The 26,108-nt window shown below is 42.0% G+C and carries 21 protein-coding genes and 5 riboswitches; all 21 genes read right to left on the reverse strand.

Features of this window, described 5'->3' with window-relative positions; all coding sequences use genetic code 11:
- On the reverse strand, positions 1-780 hold the full coding sequence (locus LJD61_RS02170; RefSeq protein WP_255225838.1) for an ABC transporter ATP-binding protein: 780 nt from the start codon (positions 778-780) through the stop codon (positions 1-3).
- A complete protein-coding gene (locus tag LJD61_RS02175; protein ID WP_255225839.1) occupies positions 781-1,779 on the reverse strand; it encodes a FecCD family ABC transporter permease in 999 nt (332 codons plus the stop codon). It abuts the gene before it with no gap.
- 43 nt (positions 1,780-1,822) lie between these two features.
- On the reverse strand, positions 1,823-2,833 hold the full coding sequence (locus tag LJD61_RS02180; protein ID WP_255225840.1) for an ABC transporter substrate-binding protein: 1,011 nt from the start codon (positions 2,831-2,833) through the stop codon (positions 1,823-1,825).
- 15 nt (positions 2,834-2,848) lie between these two features.
- Complete coding sequence (locus LJD61_RS02185) at positions 2,849-3,634, reverse strand: sirohydrochlorin cobaltochelatase (RefSeq protein ID WP_255225841.1); 786 nt, start codon at positions 3,632-3,634, stop codon at positions 2,849-2,851.
- Positions 3,635-3,758: 124 nt separating this feature from the next.
- Positions 3,759-3,935, reverse strand: a riboswitch (cobalamin riboswitch).
- A 56-nt stretch (positions 3,936-3,991) separates the two neighbouring features.
- Positions 3,992-5,812, reverse strand: a complete 1,821-nt coding sequence (recQ, locus tag LJD61_RS02190) for a DNA helicase RecQ (protein WP_255225842.1) — start codon at positions 5,810-5,812, stop codon at positions 3,992-3,994.
- A gap of 68 nt (positions 5,813-5,880) precedes the next feature.
- The gene (locus LJD61_RS02195) at positions 5,881-7,791 is read right to left on the reverse strand and encodes a magnesium chelatase subunit D family protein (RefSeq protein WP_255225843.1); all 1,911 of its coding nucleotides are present in this window, start codon (positions 7,789-7,791) and stop codon (positions 5,881-5,883) included.
- A 21-nt stretch (positions 7,792-7,812) separates the two neighbouring features.
- Positions 7,813-8,853, reverse strand: a complete 1,041-nt coding sequence (locus tag LJD61_RS02200; RefSeq protein ID WP_255225844.1) for an ATP-binding protein — start codon at positions 8,851-8,853, stop codon at positions 7,813-7,815.
- A gap of 168 nt (positions 8,854-9,021) precedes the next feature.
- Positions 9,022-9,540 carry a hypothetical protein gene (locus tag LJD61_RS02205; RefSeq protein WP_255225845.1) on the reverse strand — a complete coding sequence of 173 codons (519 nt, stop codon included), beginning with the start codon at positions 9,538-9,540 and terminating at the stop codon, positions 9,022-9,024.
- Positions 9,541-9,595: 55 nt separating this feature from the next.
- A complete protein-coding gene (locus tag LJD61_RS02210; protein WP_408614675.1) occupies positions 9,596-10,423 on the reverse strand; it encodes an ABC transporter ATP-binding protein in 828 nt (275 codons plus the stop codon).
- 8 nt (positions 10,424-10,431) lie between these two features.
- Positions 10,432-11,427 (reverse strand): FecCD family ABC transporter permease, encoded by a 996-nt coding sequence (locus LJD61_RS02215; protein ID WP_255225847.1) that lies wholly within the window; start codon positions 11,425-11,427, stop codon positions 10,432-10,434.
- On the reverse strand, positions 11,417-12,463 hold the full coding sequence (locus tag LJD61_RS02220; protein WP_333783044.1) for an ABC transporter substrate-binding protein: 1,047 nt from the start codon (positions 12,461-12,463) through the stop codon (positions 11,417-11,419). The genes LJD61_RS02215 and LJD61_RS02220 overlap by 11 nt, the downstream gene beginning before the upstream one ends.
- A gap of 276 nt (positions 12,464-12,739) precedes the next feature.
- Positions 12,740-16,474: a magnesium chelatase subunit H gene (bchH, locus tag LJD61_RS02225; RefSeq protein ID WP_255225849.1), complete on the reverse strand. Its 3,735-nt coding sequence runs from the start codon at positions 16,472-16,474 to the stop codon at positions 12,740-12,742.
- A 245-nt stretch (positions 16,475-16,719) separates the two neighbouring features.
- Positions 16,720-16,910: riboswitch (cobalamin riboswitch) on the reverse strand.
- 13 nt (positions 16,911-16,923) lie between these two features.
- Positions 16,924-17,439: a cob(I)yrinic acid a,c-diamide adenosyltransferase gene (cobO, locus tag LJD61_RS02230; protein ID WP_255225850.1), complete on the reverse strand. Its 516-nt coding sequence runs from the start codon at positions 17,437-17,439 to the stop codon at positions 16,924-16,926.
- Positions 17,440-17,570: 131 nt separating this feature from the next.
- Positions 17,571-17,747, reverse strand: a riboswitch (cobalamin riboswitch).
- Positions 17,748-17,868: 121 nt separating this feature from the next.
- Positions 17,869-19,047 carry a glycine/sarcosine/betaine reductase complex component C subunit alpha gene (gene grdD, locus LJD61_RS02235; RefSeq protein WP_255225851.1) on the reverse strand — a complete coding sequence of 393 codons (1,179 nt, stop codon included), beginning with the start codon at positions 19,045-19,047 and terminating at the stop codon, positions 17,869-17,871.
- Positions 19,048-19,058: 11 nt separating this feature from the next.
- Positions 19,059-20,597, reverse strand: a complete 1,539-nt coding sequence (grdC, locus tag LJD61_RS02240; RefSeq protein ID WP_255225852.1) for a glycine/sarcosine/betaine reductase complex component C subunit beta — start codon at positions 20,595-20,597, stop codon at positions 19,059-19,061.
- A gap of 187 nt (positions 20,598-20,784) precedes the next feature.
- Complete coding sequence (grdB, locus tag LJD61_RS02245; RefSeq protein ID WP_303740624.1) at positions 20,785-22,089, reverse strand: glycine reductase complex selenoprotein B; 1,305 nt, start codon at positions 22,087-22,089, stop codon at positions 20,785-20,787.
- Between the two features lie 51 nt (positions 22,090-22,140).
- Positions 22,141-22,602 (reverse strand): glycine/sarcosine/betaine reductase complex selenoprotein A, encoded by a 462-nt coding sequence (grdA, locus tag LJD61_RS02250; RefSeq protein ID WP_255225853.1) that lies wholly within the window; start codon positions 22,600-22,602, stop codon positions 22,141-22,143.
- 47 nt (positions 22,603-22,649) lie between these two features.
- Entirely contained in the window at positions 22,650-23,936 is a 1,287-nt protein-coding gene (locus tag LJD61_RS02255; protein WP_255225854.1) for a glycine/sarcosine/betaine reductase component B subunit, read from the reverse strand.
- 53 nt (positions 23,937-23,989) lie between these two features.
- Positions 23,990-24,310 carry a thioredoxin TrxA gene (gene trxA / locus LJD61_RS02260; RefSeq protein ID WP_255225855.1) on the reverse strand — a complete coding sequence of 107 codons (321 nt, stop codon included), beginning with the start codon at positions 24,308-24,310 and terminating at the stop codon, positions 23,990-23,992.
- A gap of 41 nt (positions 24,311-24,351) precedes the next feature.
- Complete coding sequence (trxB, locus tag LJD61_RS02265; protein ID WP_255225856.1) at positions 24,352-25,281, reverse strand: thioredoxin-disulfide reductase; 930 nt, start codon at positions 25,279-25,281, stop codon at positions 24,352-24,354.
- A 78-nt stretch (positions 25,282-25,359) separates the two neighbouring features.
- Positions 25,360-25,761, reverse strand: a complete 402-nt coding sequence (locus LJD61_RS02270; RefSeq protein WP_255225857.1) for a GrdX family protein — start codon at positions 25,759-25,761, stop codon at positions 25,360-25,362.
- A gap of 130 nt (positions 25,762-25,891) precedes the next feature.
- A riboswitch (glycine riboswitch) is annotated at positions 25,892-25,969 on the reverse strand.
- A riboswitch (glycine riboswitch) is annotated at positions 25,970-26,071 on the reverse strand.
- Positions 26,072-26,108 lie beyond the last annotated feature (37 nt).

Raw genomic sequence — 26,108 nt, forward strand, 5'->3', positions numbered from 1 at the left:
TTACACCCTCTTTTCCGGAATAAAATATAGGCATTGATTTATGTCATCCTCATATATATGAGCCTGTATTTTAAAAACCCCTTTGATCAGATCGCTTCTCAATATTTTATCGGGCGATCCCCATTCACATATTCTTCCTCTATCCAGCACATGTATATTATCTGAGTATCTGGCAGCTTGATTCAGATCATGGAGCACCATTATTACCGTCAACCCCAATGATGCATTGAGCTCTTTAATAAGCTCCAGCACTTCCAATTGATAAGATATATCCAGAAATGTAGTGGGCTCGTCAAGAATAAGTATTTTTGTCTTTTGGGCCAAAGTCATTGCCATCCAAGCTCTCTGCCTTTCCCCTCCCGACAATGTAACCACATAACGATATCTCAAATCCAGCAACCCGGTTTTGAACATAGCCCACTCAATTATTTCCTTATCTTCTTTCCTCAATTTCTGCCTAAATCCCAGATGAGGGTATCTTCCGTGAGACACCAGTTCTTCTACTGTGATATCCGAGGATAGATGCCGTATTTGGGGCAATACCGCCAGCTTCTCGGCTATTTTCTTTGTTCCTATATCTTTTAAGTCCTCTCCGTCCAGATATACCGAACCTTTCCAGGGATTTAGACATCTTGACAAAACTTTTATTAAAGTTGATTTCCCAGAGCCGTTAGGTCCGATGATCGTCGTTATTTCACCATCGTTGATTTTAAGCGCTACAGAATTCAGTATTTCTTTCTGTCCATATTTTACATGAATATCCAGTGCCTCTAACCCCATTTATCTCACAGCCTCCTTTTTTCTCAGCAAATACAGGAAAAAGGGCGCTCCAAGTGCAGACATTATTATGCCCACAGGTATCTCCGCAGGCGCAAACAGCACTCTTGAAAGGGTATCGCAAAGCATTACTATGGAGCCGCCCAGAAAAAATGCTGCGGGAAATAAATATTTATAATCGGAACCTATAAATAATCTGGCCATATGAGGTACGATTAGCCCGACAAACCCCAGCATGCCTACTACGCTCACGGCACTGCCTGCCAATAGGGAGGAAAGTATTATAAAGGCAAATCTTGTTTTTTCCACATTAAGACCCAAGCCGGTAGCTACTTCATCCCCCAGCATCAGTATATTCAGCCTTTGGGGCATAAATTGCACCAGAGCCGTTCCTGCCAGGGCATAGGGTATGATCGTTCTTACCTGTATCCAGGTAGTTGCAGACAAGCCTCCAACCATAAAGCCTATTACGCCTGCTACCCTATCGGGAAAAAAGGTGATGAGCCCGTTTATTCCTGCATTTAAAAGAGAAGATACAGCAACTCCTGCCAATATCAATCTGGTAGGATGAACTCCCTCCTTCCAAGACAATCCATATATGAATAACGTGGCCATAAGGGCACCTGTAAAAGCTCCTAAGGGCACCAGATAATAATATTTGGGAAACAATATCAATATTATTAAAGCCATAAGTCCTCCCCCTGAGGACACCCCAATAATATTGGGGCCTGCCATGGGGTTTCTCATTATACCTTGAAGTATAGAGCCCGACAGGGATAAGCAAACCCCTACCAAAGCAGCAACTATAGTCCTCGGCAACCTCACATTCCATATGACCTGATAATGCATTGAATCCTTCTGGAAGAAAATCGACTTTACAATTTCCGCCGGAGAAATTTTTACTGCACCATTCCCAATGCTGATAAAAAAACTTACAATAAACAAAAGCACAAACCCCAGCAATATTAAAGCCTTGCTGGCTCTCTCTTTTCTACCGCCCATCAATTATTTTCTCCTTACCTCATGCTTAACTTCAGAATACTTTCTACTCGAACACTTCCGGATATATCACCCTGGCAAGGCCTTCATAGGCTTCTGCATATCTATGATTAGCTTTATACATGTAAAGCTCCTTGGGCAGGAAAATATACCTTCCTTCTTTTACGGCTTTTAAGGATGCCCAGGCCGGGTTTGATTCTACATCTTTTTTCAGCTTTTCAAAGACCTTGCTTTGATCCGTACCCGTTACCTGTACAAATATAAAATCAGGGTCCCTCTCCAATATGGTTTCCATGCTGAAAACCTTAGCGTCCGTGGTGAGCTCCGAGCCGTCGGATATGTTTTCCATATTCAAGTCCTTAAGCATCTGTCCTACATAGGTAGAAGAGTCCCGCACCGTTATGCTCTTTGCACTGGCCATCATAAGCAATGCTTTGTAAGCTTTATCCTTCGGCACTTTATTGATAATGCTCTCTACATCATTTTTTACTTTCAATCCATATTCATTGTATAGATCCTCTCTATCGGTTAATGCGGTAAAAAGCCTTACTATCTTGAAGTAGTCTTCTTTCACAAAGAAGTCTATGGCCAATATCCCGATATTGTTTTGTTCCAGTGCCGGAACCAATTCCATATTGATTTTTGAATTTGCATTCAATATTACCAGATCCGGCTCCAATGCAATAATCTTCTCCAGGCTTGGTGCTCCGAGGGTCCCTACTATTTCTGCATTCTTTGCCCCTTCAACGGGTTTTTCCGATGCATCTTCTATCTTTCCTATGACCTTGCCTCCAGCCTTATCCCATATTTCCAAATAAGAGGTGAACAAGCAAACCACCCTTTGAGGATGTTTCTTTAGGGTCACCTCCTTATCTCTTCCATCAATAAAGGTAACGCTATCCTCATCAATCTTTACTCCGTATTCTTCCTTAAGGCTTTCTCCTGCTCTTTCATTTTCGCCAGGATTTGTAGGATTTTCCTGATTGACGCCGCACCCGCTGAGCAAGCTTAATACTAATACGGCGATTATTACTGCCATTACTCTTTTTTGTTTCACGGCTCTTCCTCCCAACTAGCTATTTATTGCAGCCTCTAAATGCTCTAAAAATAAATTTCTGACTGCGCTGATTTCTCCAAGGCCGAAAAGTCCTATTTCCGCTTCTATGCCATTGGCCAGAAGCTTATTCCTCCAGGAAGCCTCATCCTCCGATGCCATATCGTTTATGGCATGGTCTCCCGCTACCAGCATAAAGGGCCTTAGGATAACCTTTTTTATGTTCTTATCCTTTAATTGAGCTATGATATCCTCTATAGTTCTCGCTCCCTCTACCGTCCCTATAAAAACCTCCCCGTATCCCTTATCTGCAAACATCCTCTCAAGCTTGCCATAGGCTTCATCGGAGCTATGCTCCGTACCGTGTCCCATAAATACAACAGGCTCTTCCCCCAATATTTTCTCAGCCACTAAGCCTTCTATAACCTTGCGGAAATCATGGTCCTCATAAAGCAAGGGCTTTCCAACAGATATTATGAAATCCTCATTTTCCTTTTTAAAATCTTCAACCTGTTTTATTATCTTTTCATATTCATAGCCGGGAATTATATGAAGGGATTGTATGAACACTTCTTTTATGCCCATTTCCTTCATCCTGTTTAATGCTCCTATAGGATTATAGACATCCAAGCCGTCTCTATCTTTTAATATGCTTCTCACTATTTCAGAGGTAAATGCCCTTAGCACCAGATAATCCTCATATTTTTCTTCAATCATCTTTTCAATGCTTTCTATGCACAGCTTTCGCGTAACTTCATAAGTAGTGCCAAAGCTTGCAATTATAATGCCCTTTTTATTTTTCATAAGCTCACCCCTTATCTGCTTTAAAATTGAAAATCCCCGACCTTCAAGGATCGGGGATTTTTTCAAGCATCATATATACCAAACAGACATAAAAATAAAAGCTCTTCCTTCCCTCCGAAGGTCACTTGGTCTAAACGATCAGGCAGGTCTCCTGGCTTTCGCATCCTTCTACTCTCAACACCTTCCCGGATAAATCCAGTGGTATCGGTTGATTTCGTACGCGATAACAGTAGCGGGGGCTGCAACGGCTTTGCACCGTTTTCCCTATTAATCTAAAAGAACCTGATGTCCATTATTTAATTTTCAATTTTATTTTATCATAGGAAGGTTTATTCTTCAATTTATATTTTACTAAGCTTAGCTGTTAATCTCTTCTAAAAATTCCTTCCCGTATCTCTCAAGCTTGACCTGCCCGACACCGTTTACTTGTAAAAATTCGTCACTGTTTTTGGGCATTTTGATACACATATCTCTAAGAGCAGTATCTGCAAAAACTATATATGCCGGTACTTGCTGCTCTTGAGCAATTTTGCTTCGGAGCAATCGTAATCTCTCAAACAGTTCTTCATTTATGCTTGTATTTAATTGTTCTGTCTTAGTTTTGGCTTTGGTAGGTTTGCCCTCATCTTTATAATGTTTTTGCACCTTCATGCTAATTCTGCAATCACTAAAAAGGACTTCTCCTGCCTTCTGTGTAAGCTGAACTACAGGATATTCACTGTTCGTTATCTCCAAATATCCCTGCAATACAAGAAAATTTATAACATCCCTGATCCTGCTCTCGGAAACATAAGACATCACCCCATAGGTTGATATCTTATGAAGGCTGTTATTTATAATTCTTTGGTTTTTGCTGCCTCTCAATATATCCACAATCATTCTTATACCAAAACGCTGTCCAACTCTTTTTATACAAGACATTATCTTTTGAGCCTCAATAGTAACGTCTTCCTCTTCAAAATTTGTGTTGCAATTTGAACAATTTCCACAATAATTTGATGCTTCTTCTCCAAAATAGTTCAGTATATACTCCCTCAGGCAATCATTAGTATGACAATAAAATGTCATTATTTTTAACAATTCCCGGTCTTTTTCTTTTATAGCTTCAATTGTCTCTTTATCCAAGTCCTCATTGCCATTAGAATTATCTATCAGTAATTGGTTTATGACTACGTCTTGTCCACCATAAAACAGCAAGCATTCCGCAGGGCTTCCATCCCTCCCTGCTCTGCCGGCTTCTTGATAGTAGCTTTCAATATTTTTGGGCATATTGTAGTGAATTATATAAGAAATATTAGATTTATCAATCCCCATGCCAAAAGCATTTGTAGCCACCATTATATTGGATTTGTCATATATAAATGAATCCTGATTCTCTCTCCTATCCTTTTCCGATAGGCCGGCATGATATGGTACTGCAGCAAAACCTGATTTGATGAGATTTCTACATACCTCATCAACAGTTTTTCTGGTTGAGCAATACACAATACCACTTTTGATTTTATTTCTTTCAATATATTCTTTTAATGCGACAAATTTATTCTTAGGCTTTTGCACAGAAAAAAATAAATTTTCCCTATCAAAGCCTGTTGTTAATACGTATGGTTCTTTTAGATTAAGCTTGTCTATAATATCTTCTCTGACCTGTGGAGTAGCAGTCGCAGTAAATGCTGCTAGAACCGGTCTGTCTGCAAGCCTGTCGATAAATTGAGGTATTATAAGATAGCTTGGTCTAAAATCCTGACCCCATTGTGAAACACAGTGGGCCTCATCAATGGTAACCAATGAAATCTTTGCATTTTGTGCAAAATCAACAAATTCTTCTGTAGTCAGCCTTTCCGGTGCCACATAAATTATCTTATACTTATCATCTTTTGCATTTTGCAGAGCTTTAATATATTGACTATGATTTAGAGAACTGTTTATGTATGCAGCACTTATGCCGGCCTGAGTAAGAGAACCGACCTGGTCCTTCATCAGCGAAATCAAAGGAGAAACGACAAGAGTTATCCCATCAAACATAAGAGCAGGCAATTGAAAGCATAGGGATTTACCTGCTCCTGTGGGCATTATTCCCAGAGTATCTCTACCGCTTAGTATATTATCAACAAGCTCTTCCTGCCCTACTCTAAAAGAAGTGAATCCAAAATAATCTTTTAAAACGCTTAACTTTTTCATATATACTCCTATATCTTTTTTCAATAGTCATATTTATAATATCAGATTTAATAATATTCTTCACTTCTTTATATCTGAAAATAGGAGGTACACTGGCGCACGGCTTCTGCCAATTGTTCACCTTCTAAATCTTCAAGCTTGTAGTATCTTGCCCCCAGTGCCTTTGCAATATCTTTTGCAATACCTAATTTTATAAAATCTTGCTCCGTATCTACTACAATAGACTGTATTCCTGCCATTTGAATCCTCTTTGAAATTTCCAGCGCCTCTTCCAAAGGATCTTCCCCATTGATCGAAGCATTAGTCCGGCCGTCGGATACCAGCACAATCACAGGGAGCATATCCGGTTGTTTCCTTCGAGCTGTTTTTATAGTTTGAAAGCCCTTCAAAAGACCTGCGGAAAGAGGTGTCTTGCCTCCGGTAGGCAGAGTCTTTAAGCATTTCTCCGCCATATTTACGCTGCGGGTTATATTTAACAGCACCTCCGCTTCCTCTTTTCGAAATGCTATCAATGCTACCCTGTCCCTTTTTTGGTAGGCATCCGTCAGCAATGATACTATTGCACCTTTTACAGCAGACATTCTTTTTTTGGCTCCCATGGAACCGCTGGCGTCAACTATAAAGATGATTGTACTTCCGGTACGCTTTTCCCTGACCTTTTCCCGAAAATCCCTGCTCTCTATTGCAACTGCAAGTCCATTTTTATCCCGTACTCTCTGGTATGGAGCCGCTGCTCTCAATGTAGCATCAAAGGCTATATCCTGCAATTTATCCTTAGGTATTTTATACCTTATATATTGCCCCTTCTTAGAATCGGCTTTGGTTCTTATTCTTTTGCCCTCTCCCTTGCGTTTTCTGCGATCCATAGCTCTTATATCGATATTTCTCACAATGAAGGTTCTTCCTATATCATCCAGCTGATCGACGCTCATATCATCATCTTCCTGATCTTGGTTATCATCCATGGGCTCTTGGGGCTCCTGCTGTTCCGCTTTCGTTGGCTCAGGCTCTTCCTGTTGATCAGGCTTCTGATTCTCGGGTTGCTCTGCCTGCTCAGCTTGCTGCTCATTGTCATCTTGCTCCTCTTCCATCTGAGGCGGCTCCGATGGCGGCTCCTGTTCCATGGGTTTTTCCCTCTTTCTGTGAGGCAATGCGTATTCTGCTGCTTCTTTTATATTCTCTATAGATATATTGCTCCTTCTTTCATATGCTGCCATTGCCTTTGCCGTTTCAGCAATAACCAGCTCCGCTCTATGCCCTGCACAATTTGCCTCTTTGGCTATTTCTGCCGCCAGCTTCATTGCATTATCCGACACCTGAACTTTGCTTAGATAGTTTTTGGCATCTTCTATTTGCTGTGCCAGGACATCCGATTCCCATCTCCACTTTTCTATAAAATCCAATGGAGATCTTTCGTACTCCAGCCTTCTTTTAATAATTTCCTTTCTTTCGAGAATATCCGTGCAGCCGCCAACCTCTATATACAAGCCAAATCTATCTAAAAATTGAGATCTTAAATACCCTTCTTCAGGATTCATAGTGCCTATCAATACAAACCGGGAAGGATGGGCAAAGGATATGCCCTCTCTCTCAATCTTGTTTACGCCTGAGGAAGCTACTTCCAAAAGACAGTTTACCAAGTGTTCGCTCAGTAAATTTACTTCGTCAACATAGAGTATGTTTTCATGGGCTTCCTTCAATATTCCCGGTTCAAAATTTCTTTTACCCTCCGCAAGTGTCTTTTCAATATCAACGGTGCCTACCAGCCTATTTTCTGTTATATTCAAAGGAAGCTCTATTACTTTCATCCCTTCTGACAAAGCTGCCATGCCTCTTACCAAAGTTGACTTTGCAGTTCCCTTTTCACCGCTTAACAACACTCCTCCTATTTGGGGATTGATCAGATTCAGAAGCAATGCTCTCTTTACTTTTTCCTGTCCTATAATTGCCGCAAAAGGAAATACATAATTATCTATCACTTGCAAGGCTCCCCCTCCCCATTAGGCCTGACCCGCCTGTTCAATGACTTCCTTAACCCTTGACATATTGAACAGGCCTTCTTCAAAGGGTGTTTTTCTCATTCTGTGAGGCAAAACAAGCTCTGCGGCCTCCGATATATCGCTGTTTGTGACTGTCCTTTTGCCGTTAAATGCCGCGATGGTCATTGCCGTCTTTATCATAGCTATATCCGCCCTATGCCCGTCTACTTCCATTTCAATGCTTATTCTTGCAGCAGTTTCCAATATGCTTTCATCATAGCTGACCTCATCTAAAAGCTCCTGGGCTTTTTGTATTCTATATCTCAAATCCTTCTGTTCGGCCTCAAATTTTTGTGCAAAAGCTTCGCTGTCCTTTTCATATTCCAATCTGTTCTTTATCACTTCCATTCTTTTCTGTGCATCTCTTTCACCTACCACATCTACTACCATGCAAAATCTATCCAAAAGCTGAGGCCTTAAGTCCCCCTCCTCCGGATTCATGGTACCTACCAGTATAAACCTTGCAGGATGGGAGAAGGATACACCTTCTCTTTCTATGGTGTTTATACCCATAGCCGCAGAATCCAGCAGGACATCTACTATATGATCCTCAAGAAGATTTACTTCATCTACATAGAGAATATTTCTGTTTGCCTGGGCGAGTATACCCGGTTCAAACCTTTTCTCACCTTTTTTTATTGCATATTCTATGTCCAAGGTTCCTACCACCCTATCCTCCGTAGCACTGACAGGCAAGTCCACAACCTTCATTTTTCCTTTCACTTGTGCTAATCCTTGATCTTTATAGACTTTTTCCAGGCATTTGCTGCACATACTGCTTTTATCCCCCGGATCACAGCCAAAAACACAGCCCTCCACTTGAGCCCTCTGGGGCAGCAGCTCTGCTAAAGCCCTTACGGCAGTGGATTTGGCCGTACCCTTCTCCCCCCTTATCAGAACTCCTCCGAGAAGTGGATTTATAACATTTAAAATAAGAGCCTTTTTCATTCTTTCCTGCCCTACTATGGCTGTAAAAGGATATACTGCTTTTGCGTTTTTCATCTGATGACACTCCTTCAAATTACTATTTACTCTACATTTTTACAATATCTAGATCCTGCAATAAATAAAACCACAAAATATAACAACAGCACTGCCATATGCAGGAGCATATTCATTCTCTTCGCTCATCTTCAACTGACTAAAGTCCATAAACTAAATGGTTTTGCCTTATTTCCGTTCAACAGCGTCCTTGATCGTCATGCCGTATTGCGCCTTATAATAATCTTCAAGCAATTTGATTTCTTCGGCAATCTTTGTTCCTGCTTTGCTCAGCCTTCCTGAGTCCTTCATGGTTTGAGTGATATCTTTATGGTCCTGATCTTCTGCCTTAAGAACTTCATTTTTGTTTAAATCATAATAGTAGTAGTAAGCTGATCCCATTGCGGCTACATAGTAGTATTTTTCTAAAGTATCCTTTGAATAGTCAAAGCTATAATAGTCTACGGTTTCTCTTCCTTCGGTATCAGTTTTTATAAACTTAACGAAACCGTCTTCTCCTTTTTTGATAGTGATCTTAAGTCCGCTGTTTTCAAAAGGGCTATTTTTTGTATCCGTATAGATGGTCAGCCCATCCTTTTCTTCTGCTGTTATTCCTTCCGGCAAAGCTTGGGATGCCTCTTTTGCGCAGCCTGCAAACATACCTAAAGACATGATCAATACAAGTAATAGTGCTAATACTTTTTTCATTTTTTTCTCTCCTCTTTTTTAATATATAGATGTCATATAAAGCTTTGATATACCTTTAAAGCTTCTCCTCTATGCCGCTTCCAGAGCAAGGCACGACCATTTTCTTCGCATAGAATATAGGCTTATTTGTTTCCACATCTCTGCTTATTTGCGCCTCTACCCTGAAAGCACACCTTAAAACATCGCTTTTCAATATCGTCCATGGATCGCCCTTTTTAAATATTTTATGGTCTTTGATCACGATGAGCTCATCAGAGTATCTTGCTGCGTGGTTTATGTCATGGAGCACCATCACTATGGTTATCCCTTCTTCCCTGTTGAGCTTTGCCACCAGCTCCATTATTTCAAGCTGATGACAAATATCCAGAAATGTAGTAGGTTCGTCCAATAGAAGTATCTCCGGCTTTTGTGCTATGGCCATGGCTATCCATGCTCTTTGGCGTTCTCCTCCAGACAGAGTATTTATCTTCCTGTTCTCGAAGGCGGCAAGGCCTGTTTTTTCCAAAGCCCAATCTACAATCTCAGCATCCTCTTTCTCAAAACCCTTCCACCACCGTTTATATGCAAATCGTCCATACTGTACGAGCTGTCTTACTGTAGCATCGCTCATAGTGCTGTTGCTTTGATACAAAACTGCCATTTTTCTGGCCACATTTTTTGTCCCCGTTTTAAAAATATTTTTTCCGGACAAGAGTATATCTCCATTTTGAGGCTTTATATTTCTGCTCATAGCGCGTATAAGAGTGGTTTTCCCGCAGCCGTTGGGCCCTATGATCGAATATATCTTGCCCCTCTCTATATCCAGATCTATATCATCTATGATCTTGTTATCCTTATAGCTTATGCTCAGATTTTTTATTTCCAATATATTATCGCTTCCCATTTTCATCCCTACCTTCTCAGCAAATATAAAAAGAAGGGCGCTCCAAGCACCGCCATGACAATGCCTACCGGAATTTCAACGGGGCTTAGCACCGTTCTGGCAAAGGTGTCGCTGAGCATTACAAGCACTGAACCTAATAATGCAGAAGCAGGGAACATATATCTGTAGTCATTGCCTAAGATCAATCTGATGCTGTGAGGTACGATAAGGCCCACAAAGCCTAAAAGTCCTACCACACTTACCGCGCTGGCTGCCAGGAGGGCTGCTAACGCAGTAAATCCCAGTCTTGTAGCCTCTACATTCAACCCCAGGCCTCTTGCCACATCGTCTCCCAGTATCAAAATATTTAGCTTTTCGGCAAATATAATGACAAGAAGGAGCCCTGCAATGGTATAGGGCAATATGTTTTGTACCTCCGGCCAGCTTCTGGCAGAAAGACTGCCATTCATAAAGGCCAATGCTCCATGAACCCGGTCGCTGTAAAAAACCAATGTGGCTGAAATCCCTGCTCCGAACAAGGCCGATACGGCAACTCCTGCCAGTATGATGCGTATAGGCTGTATTCCGCCCTTCCAGGCCAAAATATATATTATAAAAGCCGCCAGCATCGCCCCAAAGAAAGCCCCTATAGTGACAAACTGCTGATACTGGGGAAACGCCACCAGTATAGCTATACCGAAAAGTCCGGCGCCGCTGCTGATCCCTATGATGCCGGGGTCGGCCAGGGGATTACCCATAACACCTTGAAGTATGGCTCCGGCCAAAGCCAGATTTATGCCTACCAAGGCTGCCAAAATCATCCTGGGCAGGCGTATATTCCAGATAACCATCCTTTCAGTGCTGCCGTCATCATTCATAATGACCTCAAATATACGCCTCACACTGACCTCAACGGTCCCCTTTGCATTTCCGGAAATAAAACAGATGATTGCCAGGATTGCCAGCGCTGCTATAAAGGCGATCTTAAAGCTTTTGCTGTCTCTGACCAAACCTTTACTTTTCATACCAACCCTTGACCTCGCCATACACCTCCGGATATATGCTCCTTGCCACATATTCTATAGCTTCTCCGTAGTATGGCCCTGAATTGAACAGGAAGTATTCTTGAGGAAGATAGATCACACGTCCCTCAGATATAGCCTTTACCCCCCTCCAGGCAGGGCTGGCTGCAAATTGCTCCTCCATCGTCTTTTTGGCAGTCTCATTGCTGGATATCATGCTGGTGACCAAAACATAATCAGGATTCTTCTCAACTATATACTCTATATCCAGAGGAGTCGTCTCTGATCCTATGGTGTCCGGAGGCAAGTCGGAAGCTATATTCTTGAGGCCTAAAATATTTGAGACATCTCCGGCTATACTGTTGTCAAGCTTTACCGCCAATGCCTTTGAAGTCACATAAAGTATGACTACCGAAGTTTTCTTTTCCGGCAGCTTTGAGACCAGCTCTTGTTTCTTGTTTTCGATTTCGCTTATTCTTTTTTCTGCTGCTTCTCCTGAATCCAGCATTTTCCCAAAAGCCCTATAGGCTGCCATCACATCATCATAGCTCTTGATTCTGGCAACTACCACTTTAAAACCCATATCTCTGAGCTTTTTCGCCTGTTCCCCCTGTGTGCCCTCCTGAGCAATTATCAAATCAGGCTTATGCTCAATGACCTTTTCCATATCTACAGAATAAGTTGCCCCGACGGAAGGAATGCTCATTATTTCATCCTTATGCTCAGCTACCAGCTTTATATTCTTTGAGATATTAGATGTGCATATGGATTTGCCGCCAAGATCATACCATATATTAAGCGATGTGCCTGACAATATTGCCGCATTCTCAGGCTTTTTGTCCAGCACTGTTTCATAACCGGTAAAATCCTTTATGGTTAATGGATAACCCTCTCCGATTGCTTCTATGCTCAAATTTTTGTCCCCATCGCCGGCAGCAGCCTTTGTATCCGTATGACCTCCTGTTTTAATGCTGCACGCTCCTATACTCACTGCCAGTATAAGTATGAGCAGCAAGAATATAATTTTTCTCAGTTTCACTTTTATCATCCTTTCTTTATATAACTATATTTACACTGCAATAGCTCATTTGCATAAGTTTGTGAATGTATCTGCTTTGCTGACTGATAAACGATTGCAGAGCTCCGGGACTAAGACTTTGTAAGCTTGCATAGGGTTGCGTGAAAACTCGCTTTGGCTCAAACAGTTGACGTAACTTTTCCTATACTTCACTAACAAACTCTAAGCCCCTTCACTATGCACTCTTTTATCAGTCAGCAAAACTAAGATGATTTAAATTTATTGCAGTTAAATTAACTATAATTTCTCTTCAATATTGCCCTCCAATTTGAGGTACTCTTCTCTTAGCTCCAGCAATTCTTCTTGTGTAGCCTTCCAATAGCCTCTTTGATTATATTCCATCAAGCTTTCCAATATTTTGTGATAAGCCCAGGGATTATTTTCTATCATGCGATTGCGCAATTCTTCATCGGATACATAGGTGGAATGCATCTTGCTGAACACCCAATTTTCCACCTTATTGGTCGTTGCAGCCAGACCCAATATATTTTCAAATCTGTCGCTTATTTTTTGGACACCATGATACTTGTGCTCCAGCATGCCGTCAATCCATTTTGGATTTAATAATCTGGTCCTCACGCCCATTTCAATGGACTTTTCCACCCTGTCCGTCTCTATCCTCCGGCCTGTGGTATCGGTTATATATATGGCGGCTTTTTTGCCCTTTACCATCTCCACAGACTTGGAAAGCCCTCCAAAATATTCATAATAGTGATCCAGATCCGTAACCTCGTACTCATGATTGCTCCTTATCTGAGAAACTATATCCACTGCCATAAGGTTCATGCCGAACAATTCTTCCGATTCCCTGCCTCTGAAATTTTCACTATATACGTGCTTAAGGCTTTTAATATATGCTTCTCCTATTTGTTCTTCTCTCTCCCAGTTCTTGGTCTCTATAAGCTTGCTTATGCCTGTTCCGTATTCACCCTCCCCGGGCCCGAATATCCTCGCCCTTGACAATTCCTCAGCTTCAATCTTGTCATAGCCTTTCTTCAGCAGTTCCTCATATATCCTATTGCTGTTCTTAATAAAGTAATTTGACTCCTCCCCTTCATGGAGAAGGCTTATCTCCTTAAGGATTTTATTCAATTCTTCAATAATATTGGGAAACATGTCCCTGAAGAAACCGCAAATATTTATTACAACATCTATTCTCGGCCTATTTAATTCTTCTGGAGGAATTATCTCATAAGCAGGCTCCCATGCATTTTTCATCTTTTTTAATCTGACTCCCAAATATCCTAAAATCTGCCCTACCGTCTCCCCCTGAGTCCTGGAAGTCTCAAGGCCCCAAAGTATTACTGCCGTACTTTGGGGGTATTCTCCCTGATCCTCTTTATATTTCTTCAAAGTATTTTCAGCTATTTCGAAGCCTCTTTTCCAGGCAGCCCTCGTCGGAATAAATCTGGGGTCAAACTGAAACAGATTATATCCGGAGGGCAAAACCTCCGGGTTCCTTATGGTATCTCCTGCCAGCTTTGCTTGCAGATATTTTCCGTTTAGAACTTCCAAAAGCCCCTTCATCTCATTATTAGATCCTGTTTTTTCCATCATGGACAAAATATATTTTATGGTGCTTTTAGAGTCCTCCGGAGAATGAGCCCCTTTCTCTAGGCCTTTGCTCAAATACTCTTCAACGGCTTTTTTTGCCTTGGCATCAAAGATTTTTAGGGCCGATACATCGTTGTTTTTCAAAACTTCATCATAGTCCATGCCTTCCTCTTCCGCCATTATACGCCTCAAGGATTTGCATTCTCCCCTGTCATACCCGGCGACTGCCATGGCATAGTCTTTTGCCTCTTCTTCATCATAAGCTTCTCCGAAAATATGTAGGCCTCTTGGTATTAGGGATTGTCCTATCCTGTAAAGCTCCTTTTCCAGAGCATCGAGATCCCCGTTCATATTGTTCTTCTCTGCTTTTTCTTTTATATTTGCTAAAATAGCATCGCACCGGGCAGGAGAAGCCCTTTGAGCTTCTCTGTATTCATCCGTCAATGCCTGGATTTCTGCCAATTCCCCATATAATTCCCCTTCAACAAATACGGGAGGCTGGTATCCTACCAAAACGGCATGGGATCTTCGCTTGGCTATCATGGCTTCTGCAGGGTTACCGCAATAGTACAGATATATATGGGGCATATTCCCTACCAATCTATCGGGAAAACATTCTCCCGACATTCCGCATTCTTTTCCCTTCAAAAATTCCAGAGTGCCATGGGTGCCTACGTGAATGATGGCATCAGCCTTGAATTCCTCCTGAAGCCATTTATAATAGGCCAGATACTGGTGATGGGGAAGCAATTTTTTATCATGATAAGCCTTATCCGGATTTTCATGTATTCCTCTGGTAGGCTGCAATCCAATAAAAATATTGCCCTTTATAATGCCCGGTATCATAAAGCCCTCCCTGTTTGTCATGATCTCTCCCGGCACTGCTCCCCACTGCTCTATCATTTCATTCCTTTCCCGCATTTTCCCAAAATCCTTTTCATAGGCTGGGGTTGGATATGTTATCACATGCTTTTCTGATTCCTCATTGGCCCAAACACCGCTGTTCACTATCCCTCCCGCAGTAAAATGCTCCATAAGCTCTCCCGATTCATAGCTTCCTATATCATAGTCTGCCTCTTTCAAATTCCTTAGAATATTATCAACAGACTTAAAGGTGTCCAAAAATGCACCGCCAAATATATTGGCTTCTCCGGGAGGATAGTTATAGCATACTATGGCAAGCCTTTTATGCTCATTTTCCTTTTTTTGAAGCTTGATCCAATTCTGAAGCCGTGATGTGAGCTTGTTCAACCTTTCATCAATGATTCTCAGCTTGTTAAGCTCTACATCCAATTCCTCGCTGCGGCCGCAGTTCGCCAATGCTCCCACCGGATAGGTCTCAATACATCCGTCTAATTCCGGCAGCATGACAGATATCAGAAATTCTGAAGGGTTTAATCCGCTGGGGGAACTGAGCCATTCCTCTTCCTTTTTCTTGGTCATGAGAAAGGGATGAAATACAGGAGCACCTATGTCTCTTAAAAGCTCAACCGCAGCTTCCGCATCGCCTCCCATAGGCCCGGCGCCCAATCTGAAAGACATAAGGTTTATTATAATGTCCGGCTTTCTTTCTGCTGCTTCCTTCAATATTCTTTCCAGCTTTTTTATGTCAGTTATATTAGTCTTATTAAAAGCTATGGGCAGAACATTAGAAAAGCTCCCTAGTTTATTCACTATATCCCCGACGCATTCCCTGATCCTGTTAGGGTAATTGTGACCGTAGAACAACACTGCTATAAGAGGTTTTTCTTCTGCTATGGAATAGCTTTTTCTATAATCATTAAAATCATCAAAGTATCTTTCCCCTACCGGATCATAAATCCCAAAATCCTCCCATTCCCTGGCGGCATCAGGTTTTGGAAGCCCCTTAACATTGCCGTAATCCCGAAGTATTAAAAGCATCATATTTTTTACTTCTTCTAACCCTGCATTCCTCCAGTACCTGCCTATTTGAATGAAATTTTTGATATCCCTGAGCTTTCCTATGGGCAGCATCTTTCCTGCTATCTCCGCCGCATCCATCATCTTTTGAACTGCTTCCATAGAGGCTGCTTTTTTCTTCGAAGGATCCTTTTGTGCCATGCCTCCTTTAGAAAAATCATCCCAATTCAAGCTTCCTAACCGCAAATATTCCTTGCCTCCGCTGCCTATAGGCAAGATGCAGCCTTTACAACGTTCTAAAGAATCCAGAGTCCTCTCTATCACTAAAGAAGCTGCTCCCATCAAATCTATGATGACAAAGTCAGAGCTTTCAATATCTTTTTCCATTTGCTCCAATTTTTCATTATCCATAGATAGATAAGCGAAATATACTTTTAAATCCAATATTTGCCCATATTCTTCCTTGAAGCTGCCGTAAAAGCTTGCCAGGTCCTCAATCATAGCATTGGACACGGCTATAACAGTTATTTTGTACATCCTATCACCGCCTTTTCATTAAACGAGACTTGATTATTATGAAAGTCCAGCTCCATTGTCATCCTGAAGGCTTTGTCTGAAGGATCTTATTATTTAAGATTCTTCAGTCGCTTTGCTCCTTCAGAATGACAGGAAATGCTTTCTCATAGGCAATAAAAAAAGCCTTTCTGCTCTAACATGATACAAAAAGGCTTATAAATGCAGCATATGCACTTCTAATGACCTCTCCCGTACCTCGCAGGATCCGCATTATTGCATGGCAAGCAGGTCTTCTGACTCAGGATTCATTTATGCTTCCTGCCTTCCCGGAAATACCCAGTGGCCTATAAGCTAAGAAAGCACATCCTCCATCACAGCGGCGGGACCGTACAGGATTTTAACCTGTTTCCCTTTTAAGCCGGCTTTTATACCGGACACTCGCAATGCTGATATTAAATTTTCCTATTGTGTCAGGACTCAATGCCCTTCCTGGCTTGTATTCCCTTCCTGTAGTAATGCTTTATCTCCTTCATTTCGGTTACCAGATCAGCCATATCGATTAGCTCTTGAGGCGCGTATCTTCCCGTTATTATTACCTCAATGTTTTCTGCTCTTTCTTCCAGTATCCTTATTACCTCTTCTGTTGAAAAAAGCTTATAATATATTGCCACATTCAGTTCATCCAAAACCACTATGTCGTAACTCTTGTTCTTCAATACATCGCCGACAGTTTTAAGACCTTTCCCAGCTGCCAATATATCCTCTTTTGCAGGATCGTTAAATATAAAACAATTACGCCCGAATTGATGGATTTCAAAGTTCGGCAAATAATTTGCAGCCTTTAATTCACTATATTCCATGCCTTTGATAAACTGTCCAAAATATACTTTTTTACCTGCGCATACAGCTCTTAGGGATAATCCTAATGCGGCAGTAGTTTTACCCTTCCCATTGCCTGTATATATTTGGATTTGCCCCTTATCCATGTTACCGCCTCCTTTATTCCGCCCTAATGAACGACAAAATCCCCATATCCGCGGATGGATATGGGGACTCAAATATTAACAATATACTATGCAAATACAAGACAGGACTCTCCCCTTCCCTCCGAAGGTCACTCGGTCTAAACGATCAGGCAGGTCTCCTGGCTTTCGCATCCTTCTACTCTCAACACCTTCCCGGATAAATCCAGTGGCATCGGTTGATTTCGTACACGATTACAGTAGCGGGGGCTGCAGCGGTTTTGCACCGTTTTCCCTATTAATCTTAAAGAACCTGATGTTCATTATTCAATTTTCATTTCAATACTAGCACATGTAAAGCAAAACTGCAATATGGAAATCTTATAGCAGTTAAGCATTTTAAAAGCAAACTAAAAGGCTGTGCTTCAGTGAAACTAAAGACACAGCCCCTTTTTAGCAGTTGCAGTCCAGTGGTTTTTGAGTGATCAATTTATTTGCAAACAAAACCTCTACTGCCTTTTCATAATCTTCATTGGCAGTCAGTATTATAGGACCTGTACATCCCATACCGCTTTCTGAGTAAATGCCTTCTTTGGCCAATTCGGCTACGGCATTTTCCAGTTCAAGTATATCTACTCCTGCAATGGATTTTGTAACTACCTTTTTATCAGGCATCTTGATTTCCGCAGGTGCAGCCTTTTTAGCTTCTGCCGTCAGTCCTTTGAGTATTTCATCAAGACCTGCCTTCCTGGCTTTGTCGAATTCTTCTTTTGCCACCTGGGTCAGCTTACCCTTGGCGCATGAGGCCGCATATCTGAGCGCTTCACTTACTACGGGAGCACCTGAAGCCCTGGATAGTATGCAGATTATTTTATCGTAGCCATAACCTACGCCAGGACCATATCCGTAGCCTAAGGATTCATAGCTGCCTCCTGTGGTGAAGGCTGAAAATATTTTCATCATTATATTCCCTGTCAATGTATCCAGTACCATTACATCAGACGCTGCCGCCAAAAGATCGTTTCCTCTCATAATGCAGCCGCCGTCGGATCTTACGGATTCGGAAAAGTTGATGTCATAGCCTTTTTCTTTAAGCTCCTTTAATGCTCTTTCTACCTGTCTTGCTCCGTCAACATTGAGTATACCCACAGTAGGATTTGCAATGCCCAGGGCCTTTGCCGTTATTATTCCGTAGAGAGCATTTTTCACCATGCCTTCAACTCTATGAGTGGATGAAGTACCTGTAGTGGTTGCCAGGATCAGCTCCTTGCCGAAGCCGGGAGTTATAACTCTCCCAACGGTAGAGACTCCTATAGGGAAGCTGTAGTGCATCGTGACAGCCGAGTCCAGTTCGCCATTATCCAGCATCTCATCCATTTTCTTATACATCTCATCTTCTGATGCTACTTCAACTACTCTAAGGGAAGTATCAACCTTGGGCCCAATGAGTACAATTTCGAAATCATTATACTTTTTGGCTGCCAGCTCTGCACCCCTTACCAATTCCTCGGTGCCGTGCTCGCTGCCCATGGTGGTGAGCCCTACTTTAACCTTGCTGCCGAAATTTCCAGTCATTATAGCATCGGCAACCTCGTTAAATACCTCCCCTATCATGGTTTTTATATTATCCATATCATTCACCCCTACTTTCCGTTAAGTAAGAATGCTGCAAATTCTTTCATTGTTTCTGCTACCATTCCCTTGATCTCTTCTTTAGACACTGCTCCTATTTCTTCAACTTTTCCAGGGTTCTTTTCCATAACTATAGATACGCCGTCAAACAGGTTGGTCATTCTTCCTAGGAAAAGGCTTCCCTTTCCAACTATCATAGCCCTGTCTATTTTGCCATCCATGATCATTTTCCTTCCGGCACCCACAAAAGGAACTCCGGAGGGTATATGACCTTGTGTCGGTGCAAAGCCCGGCATTCCATGTTCTTTTATAAAAGTAGGCATATAGGCTCTGTCTATATCACCGCGCTTTGCTCCCAAAGCAGCGATCATCTTGTAGTTCGCCAATGGTACGTCTCCGGCGCCGGCAGGCTCAGTGATTTCAGGAGTCTGCATTTCTACAGAATATTTGTTGATATCGGTTATCTTGAGGCCGTTTTTATCCAAGGGCTTGGTGATGAGGGATTCCATAACTGCCTGAGGTGATGAGCCTGTTCCTACAGTATGTCTTCCTACGATATCAGTTCTCAGCACAGGGCTTACGCCATCATCCTCAGTAACCAATATGGCAAAGGTCCCTAAGCAATCCTCCAGTATGGGCAAATCTTTGTTCACATGGTCTCTTCCATTCATGCCAAGCTTTGCGGTAGCTCCTCCGGCAACTATTGCGACACTCTTGTATACTCCGGACTTTACCAATGCAGCAGCATTTATCAATGAATGGGTAGGTGCTGCACAGAAGCCTCTTGTATCCGAACCTGTAGCAGATACCAATCCGGCAACCTCAGCTATGGCCTTTGCGAAGTTTCCTCCGCCTCTCTGATTCATATCGCCGCATGCTTCTTCAGAGCATTCGATAACATATTCAATGGAGTCTGCAGGAATATTATTTCTATAAACGAGATTCTTTAAGGCTATAACTGCTGAGGCCTTAACCACTATGTTTTCAGCCATGATATGTGCAGTAAGGTTCTTATCTGTAGCGTGGGCGGCTTTAACGCAGCCTACAACCTTGCCGTTGAAATGAAGGGGTTCTGCGCCTTCTGAAAGCTTCTTCTCTATGTCTGCGGCATCAAAACCTTCTTTGATCTTTGCAATTTCAGCTTCGGTGAAATAAGGCTTTTTAGAAAGCTTTGCCTTTGTAGAATCGGAAAAGCCTTTTTCAAGCATGACCAGATCAAAAGCATCGCATAGCTTCATCACTATATATAATTCGTCTTGGGGAACCATTTCGCCCATTTTGCCTTCTTCTTTTCCATCTTCTACAAGGTTTTTATACCATGGTCTGGGAATATTATTCAAGTCATCAGGTAAGATATTTCCTATATAAGCTTGATTGGGAGCATATTTGACCGCTTCCTCATAGCTTCTCAGGTGACTTGGAACTTTCTTTAAAAATTCAGAATTTGGATTGGCATCATGCTCGGAAGAACAAGTAGTTCCATAGTGCATAACCATGTCGGGCGTATGAACGAGCACATATGCCGCTCCTTTTACTACAGGCGTTGTCATTTAATTACACCTCCGAATATCTTTCTTAACACTTAACTAACCCGCCCTAAGTTCCCCGCCTCTGTAGGCGGCGGGCACCAAAGGGCGGTTAAGTCCAGTATGGACTCGACTAACATTCAGCGGGGATTAAATCCCCTGCCGAATGAAGTCTCGTTCTAAAAAGGGTGGTATCACACCACCCTTTAAATTATTTATCAAATACTGTCTGACCGTGAACTTCTGTTTCGAGTGCTTTTAATGCTTTAAGCACGATTTCTCTTCTTATGGCTTTCTCATCAGCTTTGCTGAGAGCAGGATTTCCGAGCGGATGCGGAATTGCTATGGCCGGAACTATCCTGTTTGCTCCAACTGTCAATGAAATCGGAACAACCGTGCAGATGTGAACCACGGGTATCCCTGCTCTTTCGATTTCTTTTACCATCGTTGCGCCGCAACGAGTGCAGGTTCCTCAGGTAGAAGTGAGTATAACTGCCTGAACTCCATCCTTCACCAATTCTTGAGAAAAGGTAGAAGCAAACTTTTTGGCATTAGCAACTGAAGTTCCATTTCCTACCGTAGTGTAGAAATATCTATGAAGCTTGCCTATTACTCCTTCTTTTTCAAGGTCTCTTAACACATCGACAGGAAGAACTCTGTCTGAATCTTGATTTGCATAAACAGGGTCATATCCGCCGTGAGCTGTTTCGTATGTTTCTTCTGTAAGATCCATAACGCCTTCTATATCATACTTGCCATACTTGGAAGCTGAAGAAGCTTCTATTCTGTCCGGATTTCCCTTAGGAACTATACCGCCGGAAGTAACCAAAGCGATCCTTGCATTTTTCAGATCCAATACCGGAGGATTTGGTGCGACCCTATCAAAATCAGGCATTGCATACTCTGTGGAAAAAGCCTCGCCCTTTAGTTTGGCAACAAGCATATTAACAGCTCTCTTAGAGCCTCTTTCATCTTTGAATATGTTCTTACGAACTCCTCTTGGGATGTAGCCCTCTTCTGCCGGTGCTCCCAATGTCTCACCCTTTGCCAGCTTCAAACCGAGCTTCGCAATGGTCGGAATCGCCTGTCTCATGCCTGTAGCAGCATTGGCAGTCTCAACTATATGGAAGTCTTTTTTGAACATGTCTACTCCGGGGTTCTCCGGATACATGCCTGATACAACAGGGATGTTTAAGCTCTCCTTAACAGCCTTGCATATGGAACCGCACGCAACTCCATATCTGCCTGCATTGAAGGCAGGTCCGGCTATGAATAAATCCGGTTCATAGGCTTTAACCATCTGAAGGATTTCGGCTGTAGCCTCTTCCAGGTTTTCGTTAAAATATGAGTCACCACAAATGACTGTAGCTACTATTTGAGCATCGTTTCCCAAGGCAGCCTTTAGAGCCATTCCTGGCCCTATCACACCTTCTCTTACTTCCGGCTTCACATCGGCTTTTTCTTCGCCGCCAATACCGCCGTAGAACTGATTTATATAATGAACTACTTTAATCATATTAATAACTTCCCTCCTCTCTTTTATTTGTTCTTTCGAACATGAGGAATATTATTTAAATTGAGAATACTGATCCCTGATGGATTTGACTTCGGCACCAATGGCATCAACATCAAGAACCATTTCCATCATGCCGCACTGCTCATCGAACACACCGGCGTCAACTTCTTCTTTAAGTTCAAATATATGATAAACTGCGAGTCCCAACGAGACTCCTGCTAAAGGACCTGCGTAAGTAGGGTCTCCTGCTGTAACTGTTTCAGCTGCTAATCCTGCTGTTTCAGCTTCGGATGCGCCTAATACCACTACAACATTTTCCTTTCCATATTTCTCGGAAAGCTCCAATACCCTCTTTTGATTTTCCAGATCCATCGCTCCTGCAGCCGTTCAGACAAAGCATTCGGTTGATGCAAACACTACCTCAGCGCCTGCTGTCTTAACGCACTCTTCTATGGCAGGAGCAGGAATGCCGTCTCTATCGCCTATGATGATTACCTTCTTGTCCTGTAACATGCGATTCATCCTTTCTATATTGATTTTCTACTTCTATTATCTGAATTCTAATATTGTGTTGCTGATAGCTTATTGAAGCCTATTTCGCTGGTTGCTCCGGTTATTACCTGAAGCTCAGCAACTATGCTTCCGTCAGGTCTCAAGCTGCCTGCAAAGCCTCCTGCTATTATGTCGGCAGGTTTCAAATCCCCAATTACCTTCTTCATTGCCGGAAGTTCGATCACTTCGTTGGCGTTTCCTGCTGTTACAACTGCATCAGCTGATTTGTCAGCATCTGCTAGAGATTGGGATGCGCCGTCTCTTCCTGCATATTCGTCAGTAACAAGGACTGTTTTAATGCCTTTTGCCGAGATCTTCTTGCAATTCATCATAAGGTCGGTATCGGGGTTTCCAAAGCCTTCCTCAGATACTATGACTGCATCAAGTCCGAGATATTCTGCCAATTTAGCGGACCAATTTGAAGATCTTTCCTTATCAGCCAATGTAACATTTTCATTTGTTATGATGACGCCGACAAAGTTATAATCCTTGCCGTGTCTTTCATACAAATCTTCAATTATTGGGTTGTTCAGATGATTATAGGTTGGGTTCTTGTCGCATGCAGAAACGCAGTTTCCGCTGAGTATTGCTCCATCCATAACCTCTGTAGGATATATGAGTGTAGGAACTATTCTCTTGGCATCCACGCCGTATACATAAGTGTCATGAAGAAGCCCCTGAGTTTGAAGCATATAGACATATGCTACCTTTGGAAGATCAGGATATTTCTTAATACCTTCCAATAGCGGTAAAGTTTCATAAGTCCTAACTTCATCAGGCTTTACATTTCTTCCTGCTTCTCCTATATAAGCCGCAGCTTTCAAGCCTACCATCCTGACTGCTTGCTCATGCTCATGCTGAGGTAGATGATCAACAGGTGTGCAAACCAATACTAAATTATTGGTCTTAGAAAACGGAGTGTAATCTGCACCGGGTCCAGTCATATCGATTATACCTTCCTGGAATCCCACGATTTTTCCTGCAGTAACGACTGCAGCACCTTTTAATACATGAGTCTTGCCTGAGCCTACTACATCAACCTTGCTGATAAACCCTGGGAATATTCCGCCAGGTCCTTCAACTTTTACTCTTGGTTCAATGACGTCCTTTACCGGCATTATTCTGGTCTCTTCACCGGGTTTTGCAATATCTACCTCTATGCTGACCAATCTATTGTCACCGCCGACTGCCTCCAAAAGCTCCTTCTTGTTTACATACAATACGCCATTTTCAACTTTTGTGGCTTCGCCAAACTGTAAATCCTTTATGAATATATTGCCTAACTCTAGACGCATGAGATTCACCTCCCTTTTATTTGGAGGGGGGCCGAAAGCCCCCCATGGAAACCTTATATGTTCTCTTTTATCAGGTTTTCTATGGTATCAGGTGTGCAATTATCTGCACCGCTGATTTCCTTTACCTTCTCGCCGTTTTTATAAACTATGAAGGTAGGTAGGCCCATAACCTTTTGGCCTATAGCTAATCTTCTGTTTTCAGTAGTATTAAGTTTGCAGAACTTCATTTTATCCTTATATTGCTCTGCCAATCTCTCTACGTCCGGCATCAAAGCCTTGCAGGGTTCGCATTTTGTACCCCAGAAATCTACTATTACTGGTCCTGATGCTTGTAATACCTCTTGGTCAAAATTTTCTTTGTTCAGCTCTAACATTGTTTCACCTCCTTTAAAAAATTACGAAATTAAAATGATGATCAATGCCCAAAGGTTTTAGCTATATATTTTTCAGCGGTTATAGCTGCCACAGCTCCATCCGCTGCTGCAGTTATAACCTGCCTTAATGGTGTAACCCTGACATCGCCTGCTGCAAATATACCTTCTGCTGAAGTCTTCATCTCCGCATCCGCAATTATATAACCCTTTTCATCCATATCCACTATGCCCTTTGCAAATTCGGATACAGGCTTTGTGCCTACGAATACGAATACTCCATCGGTTCTATAGTTTGTTATCTCGCCGGTTTTTACATTTTTCAGCTTAACGCCTTCCACTATTCCATCACCGTATATTTCTTCAACAACACTATCCCATATTATTTGTATTTTTTCATTGTCCAATGCTTTTTCTACGATAGATTTTGCTGCTCTGAATTCATTTCTTCTATGAACTATTGAGACCTTATCAGCAAATTTAGTAAGATACAGTGCTTCTTCAACCGCTGCATCTCCTCCGCCTACAACTACTACTTCCAATTCTGCGAAGAAATCAGCATCACATGTTGCGCAGTAGGATACGCCTTTACCTCTGAAATCGTCTTCACCCGGTGCTCCTAAATTGACATGCTGAGCTCCGCTTGCTATGATTATTGATTTCGCTTTAATTTCTCCTTCTTTCAGCTTCAGGACTTTGACTTTATCGCTTAAATCAAACCCTACCACTTCATCCTTTATAAATTCAGTCCCAAAGGCTTCTGCCTGACTCTTCATCCTTGCTGTAAGGCTGGGTCCTGTAGGATGCTCAATAGAACCAGGATAGTTTTCCAGTTCTTCGGTTGTTGCAGCCTGTCCTCCCCATTTGCCTTTTTCAATTATTACAGCACTCATTCTGCCTCTGGAAGCATATAATCCTGCGGCAAGTCCGCCAGGTCCTCCCCCTATTATGGCAACATCGTAAATTTTATCCATTATTCTACCCCTTTCATCACTTTCATATGTATATCATTGGATTAGTTTATTATATCTATTCATCTGGTTCATCTGGTTTTAATAATTTATACCCAAGCTTGATAATGCACTTTCTAAAAGCTTCATATCCAGGAACTTAAAGTCTTCAAGGACTTTATTGCTCCAATCCGGCGTAGGCCTGTCATTAAGCAGCTTCTTACAGCTTTCTATGGCAGATTCAATAATTGAAAGCGATTGAAAATCCAAAGCTTCTTTTTTATCTTCCAATATTATGCTTCTATATGGTGTTTCATTTGGTTTAACGCTTCCCATAAGGGGATGTGAGATCAGGACACTGCCTGTGTGTATTCTGTCCCTTACCTGATACAAAACATCAATATAGCTGCCGTCAACATAAGAAACCTTCAATGTGTCGTTAAATTTATCACAAATTAAGACATTATTAGTTAAAATAAAGATATTCCGGGTCAGGCTTATCACCTCTCAATCGATATTTTTAGCTATATATCATCTTCTATTCTTTTTTGTCAGCGGGTAATTTATCAAAGATGCAGTTTATGAATCGCAATTGATGTTCTCATGCTAACAAAAAGAGATAGAAGCAGTTGCCTCTATCTCTGTCATTAACCTGAGAGATTCTTCTATGAAATAGAATTGCTCCTTCGGTGCATAATGCTTTCCAGAGTTATGTCCGATTGCGGTCCTTTTGCCTGAGAGTTTCATTAACGGGCATTTCCGTACTTACTCCTTCGGCTCCTATTTTATAATAGGCATCTCCCGCGAATCTTCATCCACACTATATGAAATTATACCATAAATCGTACATT

This window comes from Lutispora saccharofermentans, assembly GCF_024363565.1.
Lineage (GTDB): Bacteria > Bacillota > Clostridia > Lutisporales > Lutisporaceae > Lutispora > Lutispora saccharofermentans.

What these genes read in the sequence shown, in the direction of transcription:
- LJD61_RS02200 (WP_255225844.1), bottom strand. Translation starts at nt 8,853, where the DNA reads ATGAAAAACGCAAAAGCAGTATATCCTTTTACAGCCATAGTAGGGCAG.
- LJD61_RS02170 (WP_255225838.1), bottom strand. Translation starts at nt 780, where the DNA reads ATGGGGTTAGAGGCACTGGATATTCATGTAAAATATGGACAGAAAGAA.
- bchH (WP_255225849.1), bottom strand. Translation starts at nt 16,474, where the DNA reads ATGTACAAAATAACTGTTATAGCCGTGTCCAATGCTATGATTGAGGAC.
- LJD61_RS02255 (WP_255225854.1), bottom strand. Translation starts at nt 23,936, where the DNA reads ATGCGTCTAGAGTTAGGCAATATATTCATAAAGGATTTACAGTTTGGC.
- cobO (WP_255225850.1), bottom strand. Translation starts at nt 17,439, where the DNA reads ATGGATAAGGGGCAAATCCAAATATATACAGGCAATGGGAAGGGTAAA.
- grdD (WP_255225851.1), bottom strand. Translation starts at nt 19,047, where the DNA reads ATGGATAATATAAAAACCATGATAGGGGAGGTATTTAACGAGGTTGCC.
- LJD61_RS02175 (WP_255225839.1), bottom strand. Translation starts at nt 1,779, where the DNA reads ATGGGCGGTAGAAAAGAGAGAGCCAGCAAGGCTTTAATATTGCTGGGG.
- LJD61_RS02215 (WP_255225847.1), bottom strand. Translation starts at nt 11,427, where the DNA reads ATGAAAAGTAAAGGTTTGGTCAGAGACAGCAAAAGCTTTAAGATCGCC.
- LJD61_RS02210 (WP_408614675.1), bottom strand. Translation starts at nt 10,423, where the DNA reads ATGGGAAGCGATAATATATTGGAAATAAAAAATCTGAGCATAAGCTAT.
- trxB (WP_255225856.1), bottom strand. Translation starts at nt 25,281, where the DNA reads ATGGATAAAATTTACGATGTTGCCATAATAGGGGGAGGACCTGGCGGA.
- LJD61_RS02205 (WP_255225845.1), bottom strand. Translation starts at nt 9,540, where the DNA reads ATGAAAAAAGTATTAGCACTATTACTTGTATTGATCATGTCTTTAGGT.
- LJD61_RS02185 (WP_255225841.1), bottom strand. Translation starts at nt 3,634, where the DNA reads ATGAAAAATAAAAAGGGCATTATAATTGCAAGCTTTGGCACTACTTAT.
- grdC (WP_255225852.1), bottom strand. Translation starts at nt 20,597, where the DNA reads ATGACAACGCCTGTAGTAAAAGGAGCGGCATATGTGCTCGTTCATACG.
- recQ (WP_255225842.1), bottom strand. Translation starts at nt 5,812, where the DNA reads ATGAAAAAGTTAAGCGTTTTAAAAGATTATTTTGGATTCACTTCTTTT.
- trxA (WP_255225855.1), bottom strand. Translation starts at nt 24,310, where the DNA reads ATGTTAGAGCTGAACAAAGAAAATTTTGACCAAGAGGTATTACAAGCA.